This window comes from Acinetobacter sp. NIPH 1852, from assembly GCF_022549455.1.
GTDB lineage: Bacteria > Pseudomonadota > Gammaproteobacteria > Pseudomonadales > Moraxellaceae > Acinetobacter.
Genome location: NZ_JAKZGG010000013.1, coordinates 84,016 through 106,947, shown reverse-complemented (window position 1 = coordinate 106,947; position 22,932 = coordinate 84,016). Strand labels below are relative to the sequence as shown.

Here is a 22,932-nt window from a genome sequence, read left to right as displayed (position 1 = left end):
CATGTCATCGGTGAAGATCTGCTTGGTGGTGGAATTATTGATGGCATCACAGGTGGCATTGGCGGTGATGGTGGCCCATTAGGTGCAATCACAGGAATAATCGGTGGTATTACTGGTGGCGGTGATGGCGGTCCTCTTGGTCCAATCACTGGCATTATCGGTGGTATTACTGGCGGCGGTGATGGTGGTCCATTAGGTCCAATCACTGGCATCATCGGTGGTATTACAGGTGGCGGTGATGGTGGTCCACTAGGTCCAATCACTGGCATTATCGGTGGTATTACGGGTGGTGATCTTGGCAACAACCCTGTAACGGGTGTCATCCAAACCGGTATTGATATTCTTCAAGGCGTTGAAAGCCTCAAAACTGAAATCATCAATACAGGTATCGACACTGTCGCTGGCACAATTATTGGGGCGTTGCCTCAAGCAGAACATCCTGTCGGTGATCTTGCAAATCTTGGCACGCTCACTTTTGAAACTTCTCGCGATACCGTCAACGGTACACTTGAAGCAATCTCTGATTTAGCTGGCGCTGATTTTGCTGGTGCTCTAAATAATGCTACTGGTGTTATCGGCACACTCATTAATAATGGTTCAACTGCTGCTGATATTATCCAACATGTCATCGGTGAAGATCTGCTTGGTGGTGGAATTATTGATGGCATCACAGGTGGCATTGGCGGTGACGGCGGTCCATTAGGTGCAATCACAGGTATTATCGGTGGTATTACGGGTGGTGGTGATGGTGGTCCTCTTGGTCCAATCACTGGCATTATCGGTGGTATTACGGGTGGTGGTGATGGTGGTCCATTAGGTCCAATCACAGGCATTATCGGTGGTATTACTGGCGGCGGTGATGGTGGTCCACTAGGTGCAATCACAGGCATCATCGGTGGTATTACAGGTGGCGGTGATGGTGGTCCACTAGGTCCAATCACTGGAATCATCGGTGGTATTACTGGCGGTGGTGATGGTGGCCCATTAGGTCCAATCACAGGCATTATCGGTGGTATTACAGGTGGCGGTGATGGCGGTCCTCTTGGTCCAATCACTGGCATTATCGGTGGTATTACTGGCGGTGATCTTGGCAACAACCCTGTAACGGGTGTTATCCAAACAGGTATCGATGTGCTTCAAGGTGTTGAAAGCCTAAAAACTGAAATCATCAATACAGGTATCGACACTGTTGCTGGCACAATTATTGGAGCATTCCCTCAAGCAGAACATCCTGTCGGTGATCTTGCAAATCTTGGCACGCTCACTTTTGAAACTTCTCGCGATACCGTCAACGGTACACTTGAAGCAATCTCTGATTTAGCTGGCGCTGATTTTGCTGGTGCGCTTGGTAATGCTACTGGTGTTATCGGTACACTCATCAACAATGGTTCAACTGCTGCAGATATCATCCAACACGTTATTGGTGAGGATTTACTTGGCGGTGGCATTCTTGATGGCATCACCGGTGGTATTGGTGGTGACGGTGGTCCATTAGGTGCAATTACAGGAATCATCGGTGGTATTACGGGCGGCGGTGATGGTGGTCCATTAGGTCCAATCACTGGCATTATCGGTGGTATTACGGGTGGTGACGGTGGCAGCCCGCTCGATATCTTAACGGGTATTATTGGTGGCATTGCTGGTGGTGATCTTGGCAATAACCCTGTAACAGGTGTCATCCAAACTGGTATTGATATTCTTCAAGGCGTTGAAAGCCTCAAAACTGAAATCATCAATACAGGCATTAATACTGTCGCTGACACAATCATCGGCGTATTCCCTCAAGCAGAACATCCTGTTGGTGATCTCGCAAATCTTGGCACACTCACTTTTGAAACTTCTCGCGATACCGTCAACGGTACACTTGAAGCAATCTCTGATTTAGCTGGCGCTGATTTTGGTGGCGCGATGGGTAATGCTACTGGCGTGATCGGTACACTCATCAATAATGGTTCAACTGCTGCTGATATTATCCAACATGTTGTTGGTGAAGATCTGCTTGGTGGTGGCATCATCGGTGGTATTGGCGGTGATGGTGGTCCTCTGGGTTCAATCACAGGTATCCTCAGTGGCGATATCGTTGGAAACTTAACTGGATTACTTTCAGTTAATGTCGGTGACTGTGGTTGTAGCAGCAGTAATGGTGTAGATAGCATCTTAGATTCTGTTCTAGGTGCAACAACGTCTTCTCAAGGTTTCTCTCTTAGCAGCTCAGGTACAAACCTTACTGACCATCTTTCAGTTTCAAACATCAATCTCACTGAACAACTATTTGAAAGTACCAACCTTTTCTAATCCTGTTTAAATACAAAAAACCGCTGATATTTCAGCGGTTTTTTGTATTAGATTTTTTCACCCCCCAGATGGGAGAAATACAAAAAATCTAAATAAAGAGGTCTAATAAAAAGTCATAAATAAAATTTATGCTTAATAATAAATACACCTTATTTAAGATAAATTCCAGCGAATATACTAGACTAAGGTCTAATATATTTATATTAAAAAATACATTAATGAAAAATCAAAATAAAGGTACAAATCACATCTTTATCATAAAACTAAATATCACCATCACCCTTATCAAAAAATTAAATGCCGACCTCACTTTAAATACAATAAAATCCACACTGAATAAGTTCACAGGCCATGCCTCGTGCATTAAATCTATTCTTTAGCGAAGGATTGCTTAGATGCCTACACTTAATCTTTGAGTGTAAGTATTTAATTATGAAAACACAGCTCAAGACTTATGCCACACGGATTTAAATTTATTGATTTCTTTATAAATATTTTCGTTTAAACAGCATGGTCTATTTTATATTTCATTTATTTAAATGAGATGACGGTTGCTTATTCATAATTTTAAATTGTTAGGATGACATAAATGAAAATTAATTTTTTAATTGCCAGTATATTAAGCATCACCACCTGCTCAGCAATCGCTGCTCCAAAGATCTATGGCGAAATCGATGCCAGTCTCGACTACCTACCAGAAAACAATGCAACCAAATCTGATCGAGATGTATGGAAAGTAAACAGCAACAGCTCATTCCTCGGACTTAAAGGCGAAGAAAAATTAACCGAACGCCTCAGCGCTGTTTACCTAATCGAATGGGCATTTAATGCGGATGGGGATGGAACCGATTGGTCGCAACGTGATCGCTATGTTGGCTTAAAGGATGACAAATACGGAACACTTAAAGTCGGTAAAAACAACTCACCATTAAAAAAATTATCCAGCGCTGTTGATAGCTTCAATAACTACGTCCGCAACACAGCCGACATTACAAGTATCATGCCAGGTGAAAACCGCATCAATAATACTGTGGTATATGAATCCCCCAAATTTGCAGTTGGTAAAGAAGCCAATATTGAATTCAATGCTTTACTTGCAACAGGTGAAGCACAAGGGATCAAAAGCAATCAAGGTGGCGTAACTGTTGATGGTGGGGGCTTAGGTGATGCATGGTCAACATCAATCACCTATGCAGATCCAATCTTCTTGGCAGCGATTGCCTACGACAAAGCGATTCCAAGCAACTTTTTAGGACGCGGTTTCCTCAATGCAACAGATACACATACCGACATAGATAAAGTCTTTGCAGCAGCTAACACTTTACGTCTGACAGGGCGTATCAAACCAATCGATGGACTCGCTTTAAAAGCATTAATCCAAAAATCTGAGGTTGAAGAAGCAAAAGGCAATACTGCCGGCGCAAACAATATTGATGATTCCATAGGTTGGCTGGTCGGTGCAGAATATCGACTCCCAAACCTTGAGAAATGGAATCTAAAAGCACAATACAGTCAAAATTCGACCAGCTTTAAAAATGATGATGCCGATTATGATGCCAAGCAAATTATGGCAGGCGTAGATTATTCATTTAACAAGCAAGTGAAAGCCTATGGCTATACAGCCTATGCAACTTTCAAACAAGCAGATGCAAAAGATAAGCAACCTGTTGTTGGTACTGGCTTAGAGTTTAAGTTCTAAGCTCCACCACGAATAAAAAGCCAAAATTGTATCAGTTTTGGCTTTTTTAATACCTATTCATTATTTAAACCCATCAATAATTTTCAATAAATCAAATACAAAAATTTAATAATAAAGCAGGCTTTAATCTTCGCTTATTCATCATCCTCAACCAATTATCACAAATCCATATCACGCATCGCTCAAATATCAATCACCACCCACCCATTTTTCAAAAAACATTCACTCTTATATTTAAAAATAAAATCATCGACTTATATCACTCTATAATAATTTAGCAGCACCTAGTATTTCTAAAATAAATAACTACTTTGCATGTATTTTAAAAATGAATCATAACCATAGATAAGATAATGATATTCTTTTTCTGTTTATTTTTTATGATAAACAACGGATTCCACAATTCAAATTAAAGCTATGCAAAAGTGGTAGAGAGTGTCGTAAGGTTTAAAATACCTCTCCCCCGTCTTTTAAAAATCTAGGCAACGAAGCCTATATAAAAATATGCACACCCAAAGTTTGCATATGAATATAACCGTTTATGGAGAAACACTTAAAATGTTAAAAGGCATTCTATTAACTGGTACTTTACTGACCTTAGGATTAGGTCTAACGGCATGCAGCAAAAAACAAGGCGAAATCGGCGAACCTAAACGCCCAGAATGTATTGCACCAGCAAAACCAGGAGGTGGTTTTGACCTCACTTGTAAGTTGGCACAAAATGCCTTTAAAGAAACCGAAATACTAAAATCCCCAATGCGTGTCACCTACATGCCTGGTGGTGTCGGTGCAGTTGCATACAATAAAATCGTCGCCAACGACCCTGCCAATGACAATGCTATTGTGGCTTTTTCCACAGGTTCGCTACTGAATCTCTCACAAGGAAAATTCGGTCAATATACTGAAAAAGATGTTCGTTGGTTAGCCATTGTAGGCACTGACTATGGCGTGGTTGCAGTCAATGCGGAATCTCCTTATAAAAACCTGAATGACCTCGTTGCCGCCCTTAAGAAAAACCCTAAATCAGTAAGTTTCGGCGCTGGCGGTAGTGTTGGTGGTCAAGATTGGATGCAAACCGCGATGCTCGCTAAAGCTGCTGGCGTGAATCCAAAAGAAATGACCTATATTGCGTTAGAAGGCGGTGGTGAAGCCGTCACATCTGTTTTAGGCAACCACATCCAAGTGGTTAGCGCAGGTGTTGCGGAAGTTATTCCTCATGTCAAATCAGGTAAGTTACGTGCACTCGCGGTATTTGCACCTGAGCGCCTACCAAATGCTTTGGCTGATATACCAACAGCAAAAGAACAAGGTTTCGACATCCAATGGCCTGTGGTTCGTGGCTACTATGTCGGCCCAAAAGTTAGTGACGAAGCCTATCAATGGTGGAAAACATCATTTGAAAAAATGATGCTTGATCCGAAGTTTGAAAAATCTCGCGAACAATTCGATTTACTCCCGCTTTCTATGACTGGAGAAGAGTTAGATAAATTTGTCATGCAGCAAACTAATCAACTCAGAGATTTATCAAAAGAGTTCGATCTCGTTACAAAATAACCCTTAAAGCGATTAGAGCATTTCAATCCTCACATTTTGCTATAGCGAAAAAACTCAGTATTGAAATGCTCCTGAATTTTAGTACAGAAAAGGAATTATTTATGTCCGCAGAAAGGATTTTTTCAGGGACTTTGGGACTCGTCAGTTTAGGTCTTCTTTATTTAGCTTGGGGCTATGTCGCCCCTTTTGCGTATGACCCTTTAGGGCCGCGCCCCTATCCCGTACTGCTCCTATTACTACTGATTGTAAGTTGTTTTTATCTAACATTTAGACCTCAAAAATTAGCTGAGTTCATTGATTTAGGCTACACACCTTCAATTCTAAAAAGAATCGGCTTATTGATGCTGTTTATGCTGATTTACGCGGTAACTTTTGAATTCTTAGGGTTTCCTATTGCGACCGCCATCATGTTTTTCCTTGTCGGCACCCTTTTTGGAGGAAGCATCAAAGCATCACTAATCTCAGGCATTGTCTTTGGTTGTCTTTTATACGGGTTATTTGACTACGTATTAGATGTACCGCTGCCATTGGGATTTTTTAGTTAATCAAGGAAGAATAAATGGAAGTTTATGAATATTTAATGTACGGCTTTCAAGTCGCATTAACACCTCAAAACCTAATGATCGCGCTCATCGGTGCATTTATTGGAACAATTGTTGGACTATTACCCGGACTCGGCCCAATCAATGGTGTCGCATTACTGCTCCCGTTTGCTTATGCATTGGGCCTCCCACCTGAAAGTGCGCTAATCCTATTAGCAGCGGTCTATCTGGGCTGTGAATACGGAGGTCGTATTTCCGCGATTCTCATCAATGTGCCTGGTGATGCCGCCGCCATTATGTCGACGATGGATGGATATCCACTCGCTAAACAAGGTAAGGCAGGGATTGCGCTATCACTTTCAGCTATGAGCTCATTTATTGGCAGCTTAATCGCAATCACGGGAATCGTGTTATTTGCACCACTTTTAGCAAAATGGGCAATTGTCTTCGGGCCTGCTGAATATTTCGTTTTAATGGTATTCGCACTAACGTGTTTAAGTGGCTTAGTGGGCGACCAACCCATTAAAACAGCCATTGCAGCATTGATCGGTTTATTGTTTGCGACCGTAGGTGTTGATGCTGTCACTGGTGTATATCGTTTTACCTTTGGTTCAGTCAATTTAAGCGACGGCGTACAATTTACAACAATTGTGATTGGTTTTTTCAGTATCAGCGAAATTCTAATCATGCTGGAAAAAACAACGGTTGGACAAAAAGCTTTAGGACAAGGCAAGCGCAGCTTATTCAACCTCAAAGAGTTTACGTTCACCTTAGGCACAACGATTCGCAGTTCTTTGCTTGGCTTTATTGTTGGTATTTTACCCGGTGCGGGTGCAACCATCGCCAGTGCAATGTCTTATACCAGCGAACGTAAACTCGCAGGAAAAGATGGCAAATTTGGTGAAGGTGATTTGCGTGGTATTGCAGCACCAGAAGCTGCCAATAACGCTTCAGCATGTGGTTCATTTATTCCGATGCTCACCCTAGGTGTACCCGGTTCAGGCACAACAGCAGTGATGTTGGGTGCTTTAACGCTTTATAACATCACCCCTGGTCCACAGTTATTCACCGAACAACCAACAATTGTTTGGGGACTGATTGCCTCATTGTTTGTGGTCAGTGTATTACTACTCATTATGAACATCTCATTGGTTCGCTTCTTTGCTAAGTTACTGAGTGTGCCAAACTTTATTTTGCTCCCAGCCATCGCCGCAGTCAGCTTCGTGGGGGTGTATGCCATCCATAGCACAGTCTTCGACCTTGTGTTCATGGTGATTTTAGGTATTTTTGGTTATATTTTACGTAAACTTAATTTCCCTTTATCAGCACTCATTCTCGGGTTCGTGTTAGGTGAACTCATGGAATCTAGCTTGCGCCGCGCACTCTCCATTTCGCAAGGTGAACTATCCATCCTATTTGATGGCTATATTACCAAGACCTTATGGATGTTGGCGGGTATCATGATTGTGTTGCCGTTAATTCGTTGGTTACGCAATCGCCATAAAGCAATTTAATATTACCGACCAATCGTAGACTTCTTTTACAAACCCTTTTTTGTTTCTCCCGATAGAGGAAGAACAAAGAGGGTTTAACTAGTGATGAAAGAAGTCTCGTGATTACCTCATTACGATTGGTCTACTCTGCGATTACGCATTGTTCTAGTTTATGTGATCTCATTCAATGCAATATCTAAAGTATGCTTTGAGTCTAGCCATCGCCTTTCTTGGTGCTCACCTTGCACAGTGGTTGCACTTGCCCATCCCTTGGCTACTGGGATCACTGTTTATTACCGCATTACTGAAAATTAATCACGCCCCAATCGAATGCCACAGTGCTGCACGCAGTATCGGTTTATCCATTATCGGACTGACTTTAGGTTTGTATTTCACGCCCGAAATGCTGCATCTGATTGCAAAAAATTGGCTCGCATTATTGATAGGTCTACTGTTCGCGTTAATATTAGGTGGGATTGGTGCTGTCATCTTACAACGTTGGGGCAAAGTCGATTTTAAAACAGCTTGGTTTGCTTCCGCGATTGGCGGGGCAAATGAAATGTCACATTTAGCAGAACACTACCAAGCCAAAGTAGACAAAGTTGCATCAGCACATACGTTACGCGTACTCATAGTGGTGGTGATTGTCCCGTTCTCCTATCAGTTTATGGGATGGCATGGCTTTGATGACCATCACATCGACCGTAATATGGAAATGAATTGGTTTGGTTTGGTCCTTTTGGTGATCTTATCTTATCTCGCCAGTCGTATTTTCCAGCACTACAAACTCCCCAACCCGTGGACCTTTGGCGCATTACTGATTGCTATTTTTTTTACCGCACAAAATATCCACCTCTCAGCTATACCAGATCCCATTGTACACTTGGGACAAGTTTTACTCGGCTGGTCACTTGGCAATAAATTTAAAGCTGGATTTTTTAAAACCGCGCCACACTATCTGAGTATTGTCGCGCTCTGTAATCTTGGCGCATTGGTACTCACAGGCTTAGTTGCATACCTCCTAATGCGATGGACAGATATTCCTCTACCGACACTTGGCTTAGGTCTCGCACCCGGTGGTGTCGCTGAAATGACCATTACCGCAAATGTATTACAACTAGGTGTGCCTTTGGTGACTGCATTTCATGTGGTGCGTATGGTTGGCGTATTGGGAACTGTAGGCTATTTATACCTTTTCTTTGAAAAAGTGCTGCAAAAGAAATGAAAGAAATCATCTTTTAAAAAATCAGACGACATTTATTGTTGATCACCGTTTAGTTCAAAAGTATTTGCTCAGAAAATTCGGGCACAAAAAAACCGCAATTAAGCGGTGTTTTTCATTAAGTTGGTGCGCTCAGAGAGATTCGAACTCCCGACCCCTTAGTTCGTAGCCAAGTGCTCTATCCAGCTGAGCTATGAGCGCATTACTTATGTGCCAATGTGGCATGTGTTACTTGTGCAATATTTACTTGGTGCGCTCAGAGAGATTCGAACTCCCGACCCCTTAGTTCGTAGCCAAGTGCTCTATCCAGCTGAGCTATGAGCGCATTAAGTAAAAAATGGCGGTGAGAGAGGGATTCGAACCCTCGGTACAGTTACCCGTACGCATCCTTAGCAGGGATGTGGTTTCAGCCACTCACCCATCTCACCGTAACACGAGCGCAATAATACAAACTAAAACTCCTTTACACAAGGGAAGATCCTGTTTTTTTCTGTTTTTTTATATCAATCAAATATTTTTTAAACGATTTTGGTATTTTTTCAGCATTTTTTGCCTCAACGCTTGTTAATATAGACTTCTCTTTTATAAAGATCCGTGGCGTAAACAGAAACTTGCAATCTTTGACGTGCAGTCGAAGTTTGAATGACTTATGCTAAAGCGATCTGCCAGATGTGAAATGAAACGATATGATTAAAAACTGGGGCGATCCCGAAGCAAAAGCAGAAGCCGAACGTTATGACAACCCGATTCCGAGCCGAACTCTTATTTTAACCACATTAGAACAATTACAAACTGCTCAATCTCATGCAGAACTCGTCGAATGCTTTAATCTTCAAGATCAAAAAAGTATTGATGCATTAAACCATCGTTTAAGTGCGATGGTGCGTGATGGTCAGTTAATGAAGGATGGCTATAAATTTCAGCCAGCAACAGACCTCCCGAGCCATGAGGCAACGGTATATATCAATAGTAAAGGTCTAGGTACTGCCAATATCGCAGGGCAAAACGACATCCTCTTGGCTGAACGTGAATTACGATTGGTCTTTAATGGCGATCGCGTCAAGGTTCGTCAGACCTCCGTCGATCGTAAAGGCAAAGCTTGGGGTTTTATTAGCGAAGTAGTTCAACACCGCGTTAAACAGATTATTGGTAAAGTCATTGAACATGATGGTGAATATTTTATTCAACCCAGTAATCCCAATCAGCACCAACCAATCACCTTAGAAAAAGAACTGATTGAACATGCCAATGCAAAAGTTGGTGACATGTTGCGTGTTGCAATTGATGACTATCCAACGCGTGAAGAGCTAGCAACGGGTCATGTGATTCAATCCATGGCAGACAAAGCTGATACCGAAATTATTATTCCTCAAACGATTTTAGAGTTTGGATTGCCTTACGAGTTTCCAGATGCGGTCATCAAAGAAGCTGAAAGCTTCAAAGAGCCGTCTGCACAAGACCATAAAGGACGTGTTGATCTGCGCGATCTGCCATTAGTTACCATTGATGGTGAAGATGCGCGTGACTTTGACGATGCCGTGTATGCGGAGAAACGTCCTGGTGGTGGCTATCGTGTGGTGGTGGCAATTGCAGATGTCAGTCATTATGTCCGTTTAGATTCAGCTTTGAATGAAGAAGCTGAAGACCGTGGGACATCAGTTTATTTCCCACACTTTGTTTTGCCTATGTTGCCTGAAGCGTTGTCAAATGGACTGTGTTCTTTAAATCCGCATCTTGACCGCCTATGTATGGTCTGTGATTTAAAACTGTCTCGTGCAGGTAAAGTGACAGGTTACGAATTCTACCCTGCGGTAATGCACTCCAAAGCACGTTTGACTTATACCCAAGTCAGTGAATATTTAGATGGTACAACAGATGCGATTCCACAAGATAAAAGCATTCATAAATCACTGAACACCCTGTTCCAACTTTATCAAACCCTAAAAGGCTTACGTGCAGAACGTCATGCAATGGAATTTGAAACCATTGAAACCTACATGACTTTTGATGAGTTGGGTGGCATCAAAGAAATCTTGCCACGTACGCGCAATGTTGCACACAAACTGATTGAAGAATGTATGTTGCTCGCCAATGTCGCGGCAGCAGAATACGCTTTAGAACATGATATTCCGATGCTCTATCGTGTGCATGAAGCACCTGAATTTTCACGTATTCAAAAAGTGCGTGATTTTGTGAAATTACTCGGTCTACCATTCCCAGAACAACCGACCCAAGCAGATTATCAACGCGTAATCGAAGCGACCAAGGATCGACTCGATGCACCAAGTATTCATGCGGTGTTATTGCGCTCGATGATGCAAGCCTATTACGGCGCAAAAAACTCTGGTCACTACGGTTTGGCATATGAAGCGTATACGCATTTCACCTCACCAATTCGTCGTTACCCCGATTTATTACTTCATCGTGCCATTAAAACGCATTTGCAACAAAAGCCTCACACGCTTTCTGGTGCAGCCTTGGATGATGCAGGTGAGCATTTCTCTCAAACTGAACGTCGTGCCGATGAAGCTTCGCGTAGTGTGACCACATGGTTGAAATGCCACTATATGCAACAGCATTTAGGTGACGAGTTTGTTGGTCTGATTAGTGCTGTGACTGAGTTTGGTTTATTTGTCACCCTCAAAGACTTGTATGTGGACGGTATGATCCATGTCAGCCAACTCGGTGAGGATTATTTCCTCTATGATCAAGCCAGCCAAAGTCTGGTCGGTCAAAACCGTGGTCAAGCCTTTAGTTTAGGTGATGAAGTCAAGATCAAAGTCGCTGGCGTGAACTTGGAAGAACGTAAAATCGACTTCCAACTGATTCAGCAATTGACACATTTGGGTCGTGTGATTCGTCAAAAAGCACCACGTACTGCTTCAAACAAAACCCTAACCACTGAAGAAGTATTTAGCAAAGCACCTATCATCGCTCAACTCAGTGAAGATGGTGAAAAGCCCGTTGCTAAAAAGAAGAATAAGGACAAAGCTAGTCCTTACGCAAAGAAACCAAGCAAAAAGAGCGCTTCTAAGCCTGAAAGCAAAGAAAAGGTGAAGAAGAAAGCAAAACCGAAAAAGAAAAAGTCCAATGCGAAGGTAAAGCAAGACGCTTAAATCATGAATAGGAAGGCCAGTATGGGAAAAGTAATATGCGGTATATGTATATCCGTTGATGGTTTCGTTGCTGGCCTGAATATGACTGAAGATAAGCCTTTCGGTGAGTTACCTAATATTCATCAAAGTCTGTGTAAATGGTTGTTTGAACAAGCTGCTCAGCATAAGCATGAAATTGCCAGTTTAACCTCTGCTGGCGCTTTTATTATGGGACGTAATATGTTCGGCCCAAGTGGTGCAGAATATAATACATGGGCAGGTTGGTGGGGCGAAGAACCGCCATACCATGCTCCTGTATTTGTTCTTACCCACATTGCTCGGGAGGATCTAGCTTTGCAAGGTGGTACGACCTTTCATTTTGTGACTGATGGAATACAAAGTGCTCTGGAAAAAGCAAAAGCAGTCGCTGGTGAAAAAGATGTTGCAATTGCAGGTGGTGCCAATACCGTTAATCAGTATTTGAAAGCAGGTATTATTGATGAGTTATGGCTACATATCGTTCCAGTCATCGTCGGTCAAGGTCAACGTTTGTTCGACGATGTACCGCCAATAGATTTTGAAATACTGGAGCAAAGTGGCACAGATTTGGTAACACATATAAAATATCGCATCATAAAATAGCAAGAGACCACCAGGCGTGAATTTGTTTGGCGATTGAACCTCTTTTCTCAGCCAAAACCAGAAGTTAGCCTAATAAATCATACCTTCAACTTGATTTCTGATGTCATCACCCCTACATCTATAACTATGTTTAAAGATGATATGGCAAAAATAGAATGACACTACAGCAAGCAACGCTTCCAGTTCCTCAATTTGATCAAATTCAACTTGCCGACTTAAAACAACAGATTGAACAAAGTATTCAAAATGGTCAGAACTTCTTAAATCGCCTAAATGAAGCCCCTCAAGATACCAAAACTCAATTGGCAACATTGACCGAAGTTGACCAGCTTGAAAATAACATGAGTGAAGCATGGGGCATTTTATCGCATCTCAATGCCGTCATGAACAATCCTGAAACCCGTGAGATATATCAATCGCTATTACCGAGTTTAAGCGAATACTACACACAACTTGGACAGCACGCGGCGCTCTATCAAACCTACCAACAGGTTCATGATAGCGTTGCGTTCCAAACCCTCGGCGAAGCACAACAAAGTGCTATTAAACTGGCGCTACGCGACTTTAAACTTTCAGGTGTGGCACTCGAAGGCGAAGCCAAAAAACGCTATGCTGAAATCTCAGCACGTTTATCTCAACTCTCTTCAGATTTCTCTAACCACGTGCTGGATGCAACTCAAGCTTACTTCAAACCTTTAAATGAATCACAACTAAAGGGCTTACCACAAAGCAGCATCGAGTTACTGAAACAATATGGACAACAACGTGAGCTTGACCAAGCGGTTGCGACACTCGACTTCCCTGCTTATTTCGCGATTATGACCTATGCCGATGATCGAGCATTAAGAGAAGAGTTGTATAAGGCCTATGTAACACGTGCATCTGAGCAATCTGATAAAATCGAGTTTGACAACACGCCTGTCATGGAAGAAATCCTCAGCCTGCGTCAGGAAATGGCACAATTACTTGGTTTTAATAATTTTGCAGAATACTCACTTGCTAGCAAAATGGCGCCTGATGTTGAAACAGTCGATAAGTTCTTAGTTGATTTGGCTGAACATGCACGTGCGCCTGCATTGGCTGAAATTGCCGAACTTAAAAGCATTGCCCAACAAGATGGCGTTGATGAATTAAAACCGTGGGATGCAACCTATTATTCTGAAAAGCTGAAACAACAACAATTTAATTTATCTCAAGAAGCACTCAAACCGTATTTCCCTGCATCAAAAGTTGTTCAAGGTTTATTTCAGATCGTGCAACGCCTGTATGACATCCAAATCATCGAACGCCAAGCAGCTGTTTGGCAAAATGATGTGCGTTATTTTGAAATTGAAGATCAAGGTCAAGTGATTGGTGGTTTCTACTTTGACTTATATGCCCGCAACGGTAAACGTGGTGGTGCTTGGATGAGTGGTTTCCGTTCTCGTGTACAAACTGCGAATGGTCTACAAAAACCAGTCTGTTATATGGTGTGTAACTTTACTCCACCAATTGGTGATCAGCCTGCCTTGCTCACGCATGATGAAGTGATTACGCTATTCCATGAGTTTGGTCATGGCTTACATCACATGCTCACAGAAGTGGATAATATCTCGGTTGCAGGTACACACGGCGTCGCATGGGACGCTGTGGAGTTACCAAGTCAGTTTATGGAATTCTGGGCGTGGGATAACGAAAGCTTAGATGTTCTCAGTGAACATACTGAAACCAAGCAAACCTTGCCACAGGAATTATTATCGGCATTACTGAATGCACGGTTTTTCCAGTCAGGAATGCAAACCTTGCGTCAAATTGAGTTTGCCTTGTTTGACCTCACTATTCACCGTCAAGCGCCTGCATTAAACAGCCAGCAGATTCAGAATACCTTGGATGATATTCGCAGTAAATTTGCCGTTGTTCCAACTGTTGCCTATAACCGTTTCCAACACAGTTTCAGCCATATTTTTGCAGGCGGCTATGCTGCAGGTTATTACTCGTATAAATGGGCTGAAGTTTTAGCGAGTGATGCCTTTGATCGCTTCGAAAATGAAGGTATTTTTAATACCGAGACAGGAAAAGAGTTTCGACAGTTTATCCTAGCAGTTGGCGGAAAAGAGACTGCACTTGATGCGTTTCGCAATTTCCGAAAAAGAGAACCGAAAATAGATGCATTATTGCGTCATCAAGGTTGGACGAACGCTGATAAAACCGCTTAAACTACGTCATTATTGTTCACAGGGTGGTATTAACTGACATGAAAAGACAGTTCATCGCGGGTGCAAAATGCCCCAAATGTGGTGCGTTAGATCGTGTGGTTAAGATCACTACTGTGGATGACGAGTGGATTGAATGTATCGAATGTGCTTATAGCGAAAAACGGCCAACTCAAGTGGATGAACCTGAAATCGCAGAGCCAGATGAAATTGGGGTGATACAGTTCAAACCTCGTCATTTTGACTAGAAGGTTAAAAAAAATGACGTCACCAAGCCAAACCAAAAACACCAAGTTATTGTGGATGATCATTGCTGGCATTAGCATTATTGTGGTTTTGTTTTTTGCAATACAATGGTTTTTGACACAGAAGAATCTACAGCCCAGTACGAACTCAGACCAACCTATCGCTGAGGAAACAATTGCTTCACCAGATGAAGTAAGTAGCGCTGCCTCTGAGATCACTACAATGACGGAGAGCGAAGCTGCTGCACCGATTCAATTAGTACAAGAGTCATTAATAAAGGAACCATTACCGACCAATGACAGCTTAGCCAAAGAAGAAATCGCTAAATTAGATGATATTCACCATCAATTAAAAGATCAGCAAAAAGATTTAAAACAGCAACATGAAGATGTCGATGCTCTACTCAGGCTGAAAGAGGAACAAATTAAATTATTAGAGGCTCAAATTCAGCAAGCTCAATCATCTTAAAAGCGTTTTCGCGATCCCCATTTTGCTAGAATGTAAATCACCTTCTAGCATTGTTATTTTATGTCCAGTATCGGTCAGCGCTATCCAGTACCCATTGCCATTGCATGTCTCATGCTCTCTGCACTTTTATTCTCGGTGATGGGGATCTGTATTCGCTATGCATCCCATACCGTTGATAACTATACAATCGTCTTTTTCCGAAACATCGTTGGACTCATTCTGTTTGTCCCCTTCATCTTTCAACAAGGTTTTGGTTTTGTAAAAACAGAAAAACTATGGATGCATACATGGCGCAGTTTGATCGGGCTTGCAGCTATGTATGGGTTTTTCTATGCCATTGCACATCTAAAACTCTCCAACGCCATGGTATTTACTTATTCATCGCCCATTTTTATTCCACTCATCGCATGGTTATTTTTAAAAGAACGAATCACAGCAGCGATGCTTTGTGCTGCAGCGTTAGGATTGATTGGAGTTATTTTTGTTGCCAAACCTGATCAAGGCTTGCTGAACTGGATTGCAGTGATTGGGATGGGATCAAGTCTCTTTGCTGCACTGGCTTTTGTCACCGTACGAGCACTTACTCGGACAGAGCCACCTGAACGAATTGTGTTTTATTTCTGCTTGATTGGTTCATTCCTCTCGGTGATTCCGATGTTTTGGGTTTGGCGCCCATATCACCTCAAAGAGTTATTTTTCCTAATCAGTGCAGGTATCCTTGCCAATACCAGCCAAATCTTTATGTCACACGCTTATCGTCTTGCACCTGCTGGTCAGATTGCGCCAGTGAATTATATGGCGATCATTTTTGCTGGCATTTGGGGATTTTTTCTTTGGCAAGAAATCCCCGATATATATAGTTTGATTGGGTTTGCTTTTATTCTAGTGGCGATTTTGTTATGTAGCCCATTTATACAAAAAGACAAGAAGTGAATTCTCAATCGCTAAGAATACTTCATTATTTTAGATAAACTAGTAACCAATACAAATTCGGAAAATTCAAGTCAATGAATATAAGAAATACTATTTTTGAAAATGAATCCCCTGAAATGATCTTAGCCTTCGAGAAAGCCCAAGAAAACTTTAAATACTTTGGCGTGAACTTTATTGGGAATATCGAAGAATAGTTCCTGCTTTCGAGCTTGCTTACGTTAAATGTGCCTTTACACAAGAGCATATTGATTTTCCCGACTCCCCTTTAGTTGAGTATATGTGGATAAACCAAATTGATTTTGATGGAAATACTATTTCTGGTCATTTAATGAATCAACCAAACTATATCAAAAATACACAAGCAGGTGAAAAGGTAGAACGACCATTTGAAACGATCGTTGACTGGATGTTTTTAGCTCAAGATCAAGTCCATGGAGGCTTTACGATTCAAGAATATCGTAAGCAGTTAAATGACTCTGAGCAAAAAGAATATGATAATGCTTGGGGAATAAATTTTGGTAATCCTAATAAAACCTTATTGGTCTATGATCAAGAGATGCACCCTGAAAATTTAATTGAACATCCAATGTGTGAGAGTATGTTGGATAGTTTTCTAAACTTTATCCATACTAACCCAGCCGTTCTTCATGAAAGAGATGAACATGGCAATCAACTATTACACCGCGAAGTCATTGCAGGAAATTTTTTATTTGTTCAAGCGTTGCTAGAACATGATATAGATAAATTAGTTTTGAATAATCAATCAATGACCGCCTTAGACCTTGCTTGTAAAATGGGATGGGAACATATAAAAAAACTATTAGAGGAGCTTTAACCCACCTATAGCAACTAAATTATATACAGAAAATAAAAAAGCACCCGAAGGTGCTTTTTTATTCACTGCTTATTGGTACCAACCAAACAACTTAAAGTAATAAGGAATATACGCAACAATCAGGATTGCTGGGACCATTACCAATAATGGCAATATCCAGCGCTCGAAACGATAGTAGAAGGACAAATGCTTCACTTCTTCGTCGGCTGCTCGTACTTCATCATCACCAATTGCTTGTCGTGCCAATAAGTGATTCAAGGCAACAGGTGGTGTGACATAGCCTAACTCAAAACCAACCAATGCAATCATCCAGAAATGAACAGGATCTACACCATATTGATAAGCCACAGGTGCAACCGTTGCAGAAATCAAAATTACCGCACCAAATGGATCCATGATCATCCCGACGAGAACCATGAACACAACCACTAAACTGATCACAATAAACATACTACTGATGTCACGCGGGAATGCTTCCATCACTTCAATATGTTCTAAGAAACCACCTACGCTGACAGACAATGCCATGAGGATAATCAAGGCACCAATATGACCGACTGTTTCAGTTGTTGAGAGATGTAAAGCTTTTCCAAATGGAACTTTACGCTCTGGGTTGCGAGGATCATCTGCAGGATTCACTTTCGGTGTAGGTTGTGAACCATCTGGCGGCGCAGTATACGTGTTTAACGTACTGTCCCAATGCCCAACTGGCGCTAGTGGCGCAGGTTCTTTACGCAACTTATCAAACAATACCATCAACAATAGAATTACTGGCATCATCACTGGTGCTGTAAATTCATTTAGATCCGTTGACAATGCATGTTTGTAGAATAACCAAATCAGAATAAAGATTACGATATATGGTGCTACAGGAACAAACGCACGCAATGATTTAGGCAAAGCAATTTTCGGCGGTGAAATGCGGAATTTTTGCTCTGCAAAGAACAAAGAAATGATTAAGAACAAGGTTGAAGTCAATAAGAAGACATACATACCATGTGTATAAAGTAAATCAGTTGTCACTTCTTTATTTAAAGATGCTACGACAACGATTAATAAACATGGACGTAATACCACACCCAATGAACCAGAGAGTGCTGTTGCTGCCAATGCAAACTGACGACGACCACCCGCATTCCACACTTCTTTATAAATAATCGCACCGGCTGCAATAACGAAAATACCTGATGCACCTGTATAGGCTGTTGGTAATGCCGCTGCAATAAGGATCAACCAAGTTAAAGTCTCTGGAGCCAGATTCCAAGGACGTAAGATATTGAGGAATAAATCAACAATACGGGTTTGCTTGAGCAACATACCCGCCCAAATAAACAAGGCTAAATTCAAGAAAATATTCGACAATTCAACCAACTGCCCCAGATAAATACCTTGCCCCATTGGATAGTCCATGAAGAAAGTAAATGCAACCCCAGTGTTAATCGCCATATAAGCATATAACGGGATACTCAAGAAGGCTAAACCAACATTACCTCCTTCACGAGTTGGCGGTGGTGATTTAATCAAATGGAATAGACTAATTAAGGTCAATGATCCAAATAAAATCATCCATAACCAATAAATCACATTCATGCCAGAGGCAAAAGGTACACCAGAATTAAGTACCGAGTTGTATTGGCTAATCACGGAAGAAGTAAGTAAACCATTACCTAATACCATTGCCGTATTATAAATACGGAAATCGATTCGGGTTGCTGGGCTACGTAATCCAATATGATGTGATTTAATCGTGGCACTAATAGCAGCAAACACCACCATAATGACTAACAATAATGCACGGTTTTCAGAGCCAAATTTAAAAATGCCGAAAAAGGACGTCTCTATCGTACGATAGGTACGAACACTCGGATTCGCTTCAATATGCGCCATTGCTTTATCATAGAATACATATTTTTCTTCACACTGTTGTTGTGCAGCCAGTAATGAAGAACGAACATCAGATTCTGAAGCAACACCGAACATGCTTGCAAACTCATCCGCAGCATTGATCTTCATTTGCTCTTGAACTTGTGCATCGATATTTGGGTTACGATCACAGGTTGGCTTACTCGGTTCAGCCCGTAGAAACGAATATTGCATCCCAATATTCGGATCGCCGTACAGACGTTCACCCATACGTAATAACTGCCCATGGATCATCTCACCCGTACCAATCACGAGTGTTACTAAGAGTAAGATGAGAATAACAAAGGCTGATATCCACTCTGTCCAGATATAACTCAGTAGACCTAATCCAGACTTTTTCTCTTGATCATTTTGCATGTCTATTCCAATTTATTGTTTTCAACATCCATCCAAAGATGTTGAATCATGCGATATCCATGGTTGATAGATAAATGAATTTACCCTTTGAATCACCAGTCCCTTTTAAACCGCTTAAATTTGCAGCAATCTTTTCCAAAAAAGAATGACTACAATCACTTTTTTATAGGTTGTTTTTATCAATTTGCCTGCGTTCTACCTTTCCTTTTTATCGATAAATAAGCTAAACCACTTAACACACCGCCAATCGCACCAATCAAATGTGCCTCCGTTAACACGGGGCTACCGATTAACTGAGCTGTGCCTGCTTGTCCAAAGGTATTTTCCCAAAGTAACTTTGCAGCAATCAAGACCAAAACTAATATGGCAAACTTACGTTCTTTCGGATACTGCAAATACACCAAACTCACCGCAGTATATAAACCATGCAGAACACCAGACAATCCAGCATAAGCATCAATATAAGGCAAATAAAAATAAAAAATGAGGCTGATAAATGGCGGCAGGATCAATAACAGTGCGCATAAATGTCGATTAAGTACATGAGGGAAAATGAACGGCAAACATGCGAATGCCAACATATTCAATAAAAAATGCATCCATCCAACATGCACCCAATGCGCCGTCCATAAACGCCAGAACTCTGTGAGTAAACTCGGTTTCCAATAAATAAAATGATCAGCAAAGACTTGTAAGCTCGCTGATATTGAAATACATACAGCGATCAAAATGACTTTCCGTATCCATATTTGATCTTTCATTTATCTACACCTCTTCAAAAACAGACCTTTTACGATGCACAAATCATAAATAATTTGTTCACTGAGAACTGTAAAAGGTCGTTTAATTCAAGTTACTCAACAGGTTTACTGCTGGAACAGATCGTTATTCATCACCATCGAATAATGCATCTAATTCTGATGAACTTTGTTTTTCTTCATCCCAAAATGAAGATAAGCCCTCATCACTTGCTCGTACACCCGTATTTTCAGTCCAATAACGGTCTGCAATACCACGCACCATCAAGCCAGCCATTTGGTCAACTAGTCTAAATTGAGGATTTGCTGGTTTGTCTTCACCTGAGGCAGCAGCATAAGAACGTAACGCATCACGCATTTTCGCATCATCACCGCTTGCTTGAGCGGCAACAGCATATAATGCATGCGCTAAACGAACACCTTTTTTCTCACCAATTTGCATTGACTCTTTCATGGTTGCATAAGGTTCAGGTTTTCCATCGCCAGCACCAGGTAATAAGGTCCAAATCACTGCACGGGTCGCCATTGGCGCACCCCAATATTTTTCATTATCCAAACAGGCCATGCCGCGCTCAACAATCCCTGCGATATCTTTAGGTACGTTGACTGAACCACCAGAATTAATATCATTGGTCATTGCTTGCAAGCCATTTACCATCCCTAGCAAATACACCGTTTGATCTAGATCATTACGCATAGTTGGGCAGGAGTCGCCTAATTTATATTTATATTTCGTTTCCCAGCGGTTTGCGAAAAGCTGATAACTGGTATATTGACGTTGAGCCGCAATCGCTGCCCAACGTTTTTGTTCGATACGCGCATCTTGTGCTTCAGTAATTTGTCCTGCTTTTGCTGCTCGCAAATAACGTAGTTCTGCTTCCAATGCTTGATTTTCAGCACAAACACCAGATGCTGTATACAACAATACCGCCATCCGCGTTGGATCAGCCCCCATCTCTTTGGTCGACATCACAGCCGGCGTTAAAGCATTCCCCGAGTTACACACCATTTCAGCATCATCCATTGCTAAAATTGGCGGTACAATATGTCTTTCACCAAAACCTAGAGCAACATTTGCCCCAGTTTTAATCACATACGAACACCCTGTTAACATCGATGTTGTTAAAAACGCAACCGCCACGCCCTGTCCAACTTTATGCAGTCTAGACATACTTCCTGTCCTCTAATTAATTTATTTTCCTTTTAATCGTACCTTATCAGATGCCATACTCGAGTTAAAGAGTAATTGCTCTAATTTTGACATAGATATCTTGACACACTTCACAGAACAATGAATTGACAGATATTTGGGAATACAGGAATTTCAGGCAAAAAAAAGTAGCATTGCGACGGTTCAGCACATGCTACTTATTAACTGGTAAAATCGTGAAACTTTTTACATTTTAGTTTTGTTGAAAATAATCCTTAAGTAACGTTCCAGCTCTTCCTACAACAATCGCCATAACGATTGCAATTACTAGAAACATCCACATTGAAATCTCCATAGAGACCTCCTACACTTTGTGTGTCTACTTTTGATAGACACTAGATTGGCGCTCATCATCAATGTTCATGGGAGTATGATATATTGATGACACCTTCAATCTCTTTCTCTTGTTCACTCCAATCTTAGATTGATGTGACTCAAGAAGTTCCCTGAGTAAAGTTCCTGCTCTTCCTACTACAATTGCAAAAATGACTGCAATCACCAGAAACGACCATGTTGGAATTTCCATCATTTTGGACCTCCACCATACTTTACGTTGGTGTTTGTACTTTAACCAAAACGCACCCAACTTGATCGCCATATTGTCGGACAATCATAATTTTCAGGAAATTTTAGAGTATTTAATCTAACAATTTAGAACACACAAGTGATAAAATCACATAAGATATTGAATATTATTATTTTATTTAAAACACACGACCATGGAGTTGTCTAACAATCAAGCAAGTTTTGCCAGTATTTTCAGGTTTTTCCACTGTGAAACTGACAATTGATCCCACCAAATGATACATGGGGGATGCAAAGGATCATAAAAATAGATCACGATATAGCATTGGTGATCAATAATCTGTCGGATTTTTCTATGTTGAATCGAGTGAGGCAAATGACGGAAACAAAAAGACCATTCTTGACCGTCTAAATATTCAAAGCGTTGTATTTGAGGTTTTTTTTGAAATACAAACCAAGCAACCGCCATGATAACAATGCTGAGCAACCATAACGGTATAGAGAGCAATCGATATAATAAACATATAATGATAATAAAAATAAAGAGTTGCAAAACAATAGCAAAGCGACTGTATTGCAACTCAAAAACACGGTTAGCCATGTACATAGTGTTTTAATTTCAAAATGAAGTCCTTCAATTCGGTGCGCGGTGGCTCACCTACCTCCATAAACCAATCTAGCAAATCAGGATCTTCTTGATCGACCAACTCTGCAAATAATGCTTTTTCCGCGACATCTGCACTGAGATAGTAATTTTTAACATAAGGGTCAAAATACACATCGATTTCTTTTAATCCCCGACGTGCACGATAAATTACCTTACGTTCTTCCAGTGTCATTTCTTCAGACATGCTTTGTTCCACTACGCAACAATTTCCCCATAGTGTACTCGATCGTCCCATAAAGTTCGCAGAGATTTTTCTCAAGTGACCAAATACATCAA

The 22,932-nt window shown here is 41.3% G+C and carries 18 protein-coding genes, 3 tRNA genes and 1 pseudogene; 13 read left to right on the top strand and 9 right to left on the bottom strand.

Annotation, left to right across the window (positions count from 1 at the left end):
• Positions 1 to 6 precede the first annotated feature (6 nt).
• The 6 genes from MMO38_RS11715 (at position 7) to MMO38_RS11690 (ending at position 8,808) form a co-directional block, all read left to right on the top strand.
• Complete coding sequence (locus MMO38_RS11715; protein ID WP_241323645.1) at positions 7 to 2,295, top strand: hypothetical protein; 2,289 nt, start codon at positions 7 to 9, stop codon at positions 2,293 to 2,295.
• Positions 2,296 to 2,884: 589 nt separating this feature from the next.
• Positions 2,885 to 3,994 carry a porin gene (locus MMO38_RS11710; protein ID WP_241323643.1) on the top strand — a complete coding sequence of 370 codons (1,110 nt, stop codon included), beginning with the start codon at positions 2,885 to 2,887 and terminating at the stop codon, positions 3,992 to 3,994.
• A gap of 558 nt (positions 3,995 to 4,552) precedes the next feature.
• Positions 4,553 to 5,548 carry a tripartite tricarboxylate transporter substrate binding protein gene (locus tag MMO38_RS11705; RefSeq protein WP_241323642.1) on the top strand — a complete coding sequence of 332 codons (996 nt, stop codon included), beginning with the start codon at positions 4,553 to 4,555 and terminating at the stop codon, positions 5,546 to 5,548.
• A gap of 101 nt (positions 5,549 to 5,649) precedes the next feature.
• Complete coding sequence (locus tag MMO38_RS11700; RefSeq protein WP_004672951.1) at positions 5,650 to 6,093, top strand: tripartite tricarboxylate transporter TctB family protein; 444 nt, start codon at positions 5,650 to 5,652, stop codon at positions 6,091 to 6,093.
• A gap of 14 nt (positions 6,094 to 6,107) precedes the next feature.
• Positions 6,108 to 7,604 carry a tripartite tricarboxylate transporter permease gene (locus MMO38_RS11695; RefSeq protein ID WP_004672953.1) on the top strand — a complete coding sequence of 499 codons (1,497 nt, stop codon included), beginning with the start codon at positions 6,108 to 6,110 and terminating at the stop codon, positions 7,602 to 7,604.
• Positions 7,605 to 7,770: 166 nt separating this feature from the next.
• Positions 7,771 to 8,808, top strand: coding sequence for an AbrB family transcriptional regulator (locus MMO38_RS11690; protein ID WP_241323641.1), 1,038 nt, complete (start codon positions 7,771 to 7,773; stop codon positions 8,806 to 8,808).
• Positions 8,809 to 8,929: 121 nt separating this feature from the next.
• On the opposite strand, the gene MMO38_RS11685 is transcribed toward MMO38_RS11690, so the two are convergent.
• The 3 genes from MMO38_RS11685 to MMO38_RS11675 form a co-directional block, all read right to left on the bottom strand.
• Positions 8,930 to 9,006, bottom strand: a tRNA-Arg gene (locus MMO38_RS11685).
• A 47-nt stretch (positions 9,007 to 9,053) separates the two neighbouring features.
• Positions 9,054 to 9,130, bottom strand: a tRNA-Arg gene (locus tag MMO38_RS11680).
• A gap of 13 nt (positions 9,131 to 9,143) precedes the next feature.
• Positions 9,144 to 9,233: transfer RNA gene (locus MMO38_RS11675), tRNA-Ser, on the bottom strand.
• A 258-nt stretch (positions 9,234 to 9,491) separates the two neighbouring features.
• On the opposite strand from MMO38_RS11675, the gene rnr reads away from it, so the two are divergent.
• The 7 genes and pseudogenes from rnr to MMO38_RS11640 all read left to right on the top strand — a co-directional run bounded on the left by rnr (position 9,492) and on the right by MMO38_RS11640 (position 17,216).
• On the top strand, positions 9,492 to 11,921 hold the full coding sequence (gene rnr, locus MMO38_RS11670; protein ID WP_241323640.1) for a ribonuclease R: 2,430 nt from the start codon (positions 9,492 to 9,494) through the stop codon (positions 11,919 to 11,921).
• Positions 11,922 to 11,942: 21 nt separating this feature from the next.
• Positions 11,943 to 12,542, top strand: a complete 600-nt coding sequence (locus MMO38_RS11665; protein ID WP_241323639.1) for a dihydrofolate reductase family protein — start codon at positions 11,943 to 11,945, stop codon at positions 12,540 to 12,542.
• Positions 12,543 to 12,697: 155 nt separating this feature from the next.
• Positions 12,698 to 14,737: a M3 family metallopeptidase gene (locus MMO38_RS11660; protein WP_241323638.1), complete on the top strand. Its 2,040-nt coding sequence runs from the start codon at positions 12,698 to 12,700 to the stop codon at positions 14,735 to 14,737.
• 38 nt (positions 14,738 to 14,775) lie between these two features.
• A complete protein-coding gene (locus tag MMO38_RS11655) occupies positions 14,776 to 14,982 on the top strand; it encodes a YheV family putative metal-binding protein (protein WP_004672960.1) in 207 nt (68 codons plus the stop codon).
• 13 nt (positions 14,983 to 14,995) lie between these two features.
• Complete coding sequence (locus MMO38_RS11650) at positions 14,996 to 15,448, top strand: hypothetical protein (protein ID WP_241323637.1); 453 nt, start codon at positions 14,996 to 14,998, stop codon at positions 15,446 to 15,448.
• 60 nt (positions 15,449 to 15,508) lie between these two features.
• Positions 15,509 to 16,381, top strand: a complete 873-nt coding sequence (locus MMO38_RS11645; RefSeq protein ID WP_241323636.1) for a DMT family transporter — start codon at positions 15,509 to 15,511, stop codon at positions 16,379 to 16,381.
• Between the two features lie 74 nt (positions 16,382 to 16,455).
• A pseudogene (locus MMO38_RS11640) lies at positions 16,456 to 17,216 on the top strand (DUF2314 domain-containing protein).
• 69 nt (positions 17,217 to 17,285) lie between these two features.
• Here the strand turns inward: MMO38_RS11640 and MMO38_RS11635 are convergent.
• The 6 genes from MMO38_RS11635 to MMO38_RS11610 form a co-directional block, all read right to left on the bottom strand.
• On the bottom strand, positions 17,286 to 19,496 hold the full coding sequence (locus tag MMO38_RS11635) for a TRAP transporter large permease subunit (protein WP_241323635.1): 2,211 nt from the start codon (positions 19,494 to 19,496) through the stop codon (positions 17,286 to 17,288).
• 179 nt (positions 19,497 to 19,675) lie between these two features.
• Positions 19,676 to 20,257 carry a rhombosortase gene (gene rrtA / locus MMO38_RS11630; RefSeq protein ID WP_004672965.1) on the bottom strand — a complete coding sequence of 194 codons (582 nt, stop codon included), beginning with the start codon at positions 20,255 to 20,257 and terminating at the stop codon, positions 19,676 to 19,678.
• Positions 20,258 to 20,381: 124 nt separating this feature from the next.
• Positions 20,382 to 21,425: a hypothetical protein gene (locus tag MMO38_RS11625; protein ID WP_005193674.1), complete on the bottom strand. Its 1,044-nt coding sequence runs from the start codon at positions 21,423 to 21,425 to the stop codon at positions 20,382 to 20,384.
• Between the two features lie 358 nt (positions 21,426 to 21,783).
• Positions 21,784 to 21,990: a hypothetical protein gene (locus tag MMO38_RS11620; RefSeq protein WP_171063509.1), complete on the bottom strand. Its 207-nt coding sequence runs from the start codon at positions 21,988 to 21,990 to the stop codon at positions 21,784 to 21,786.
• A 210-nt stretch (positions 21,991 to 22,200) separates the two neighbouring features.
• Positions 22,201 to 22,596, bottom strand: coding sequence for a hypothetical protein (locus tag MMO38_RS11615; RefSeq protein WP_241323634.1), 396 nt, complete (start codon positions 22,594 to 22,596; stop codon positions 22,201 to 22,203).
• Positions 22,583 to 22,840: a succinate dehydrogenase assembly factor 2 gene (locus tag MMO38_RS11610; protein ID WP_121928834.1), complete on the bottom strand. Its 258-nt coding sequence runs from the start codon at positions 22,838 to 22,840 to the stop codon at positions 22,583 to 22,585. Before MMO38_RS11610 ends, MMO38_RS11615 begins: the two co-directional genes overlap by 14 nt.
• Positions 22,841 to 22,932: the final 92 nt, after the last annotated feature.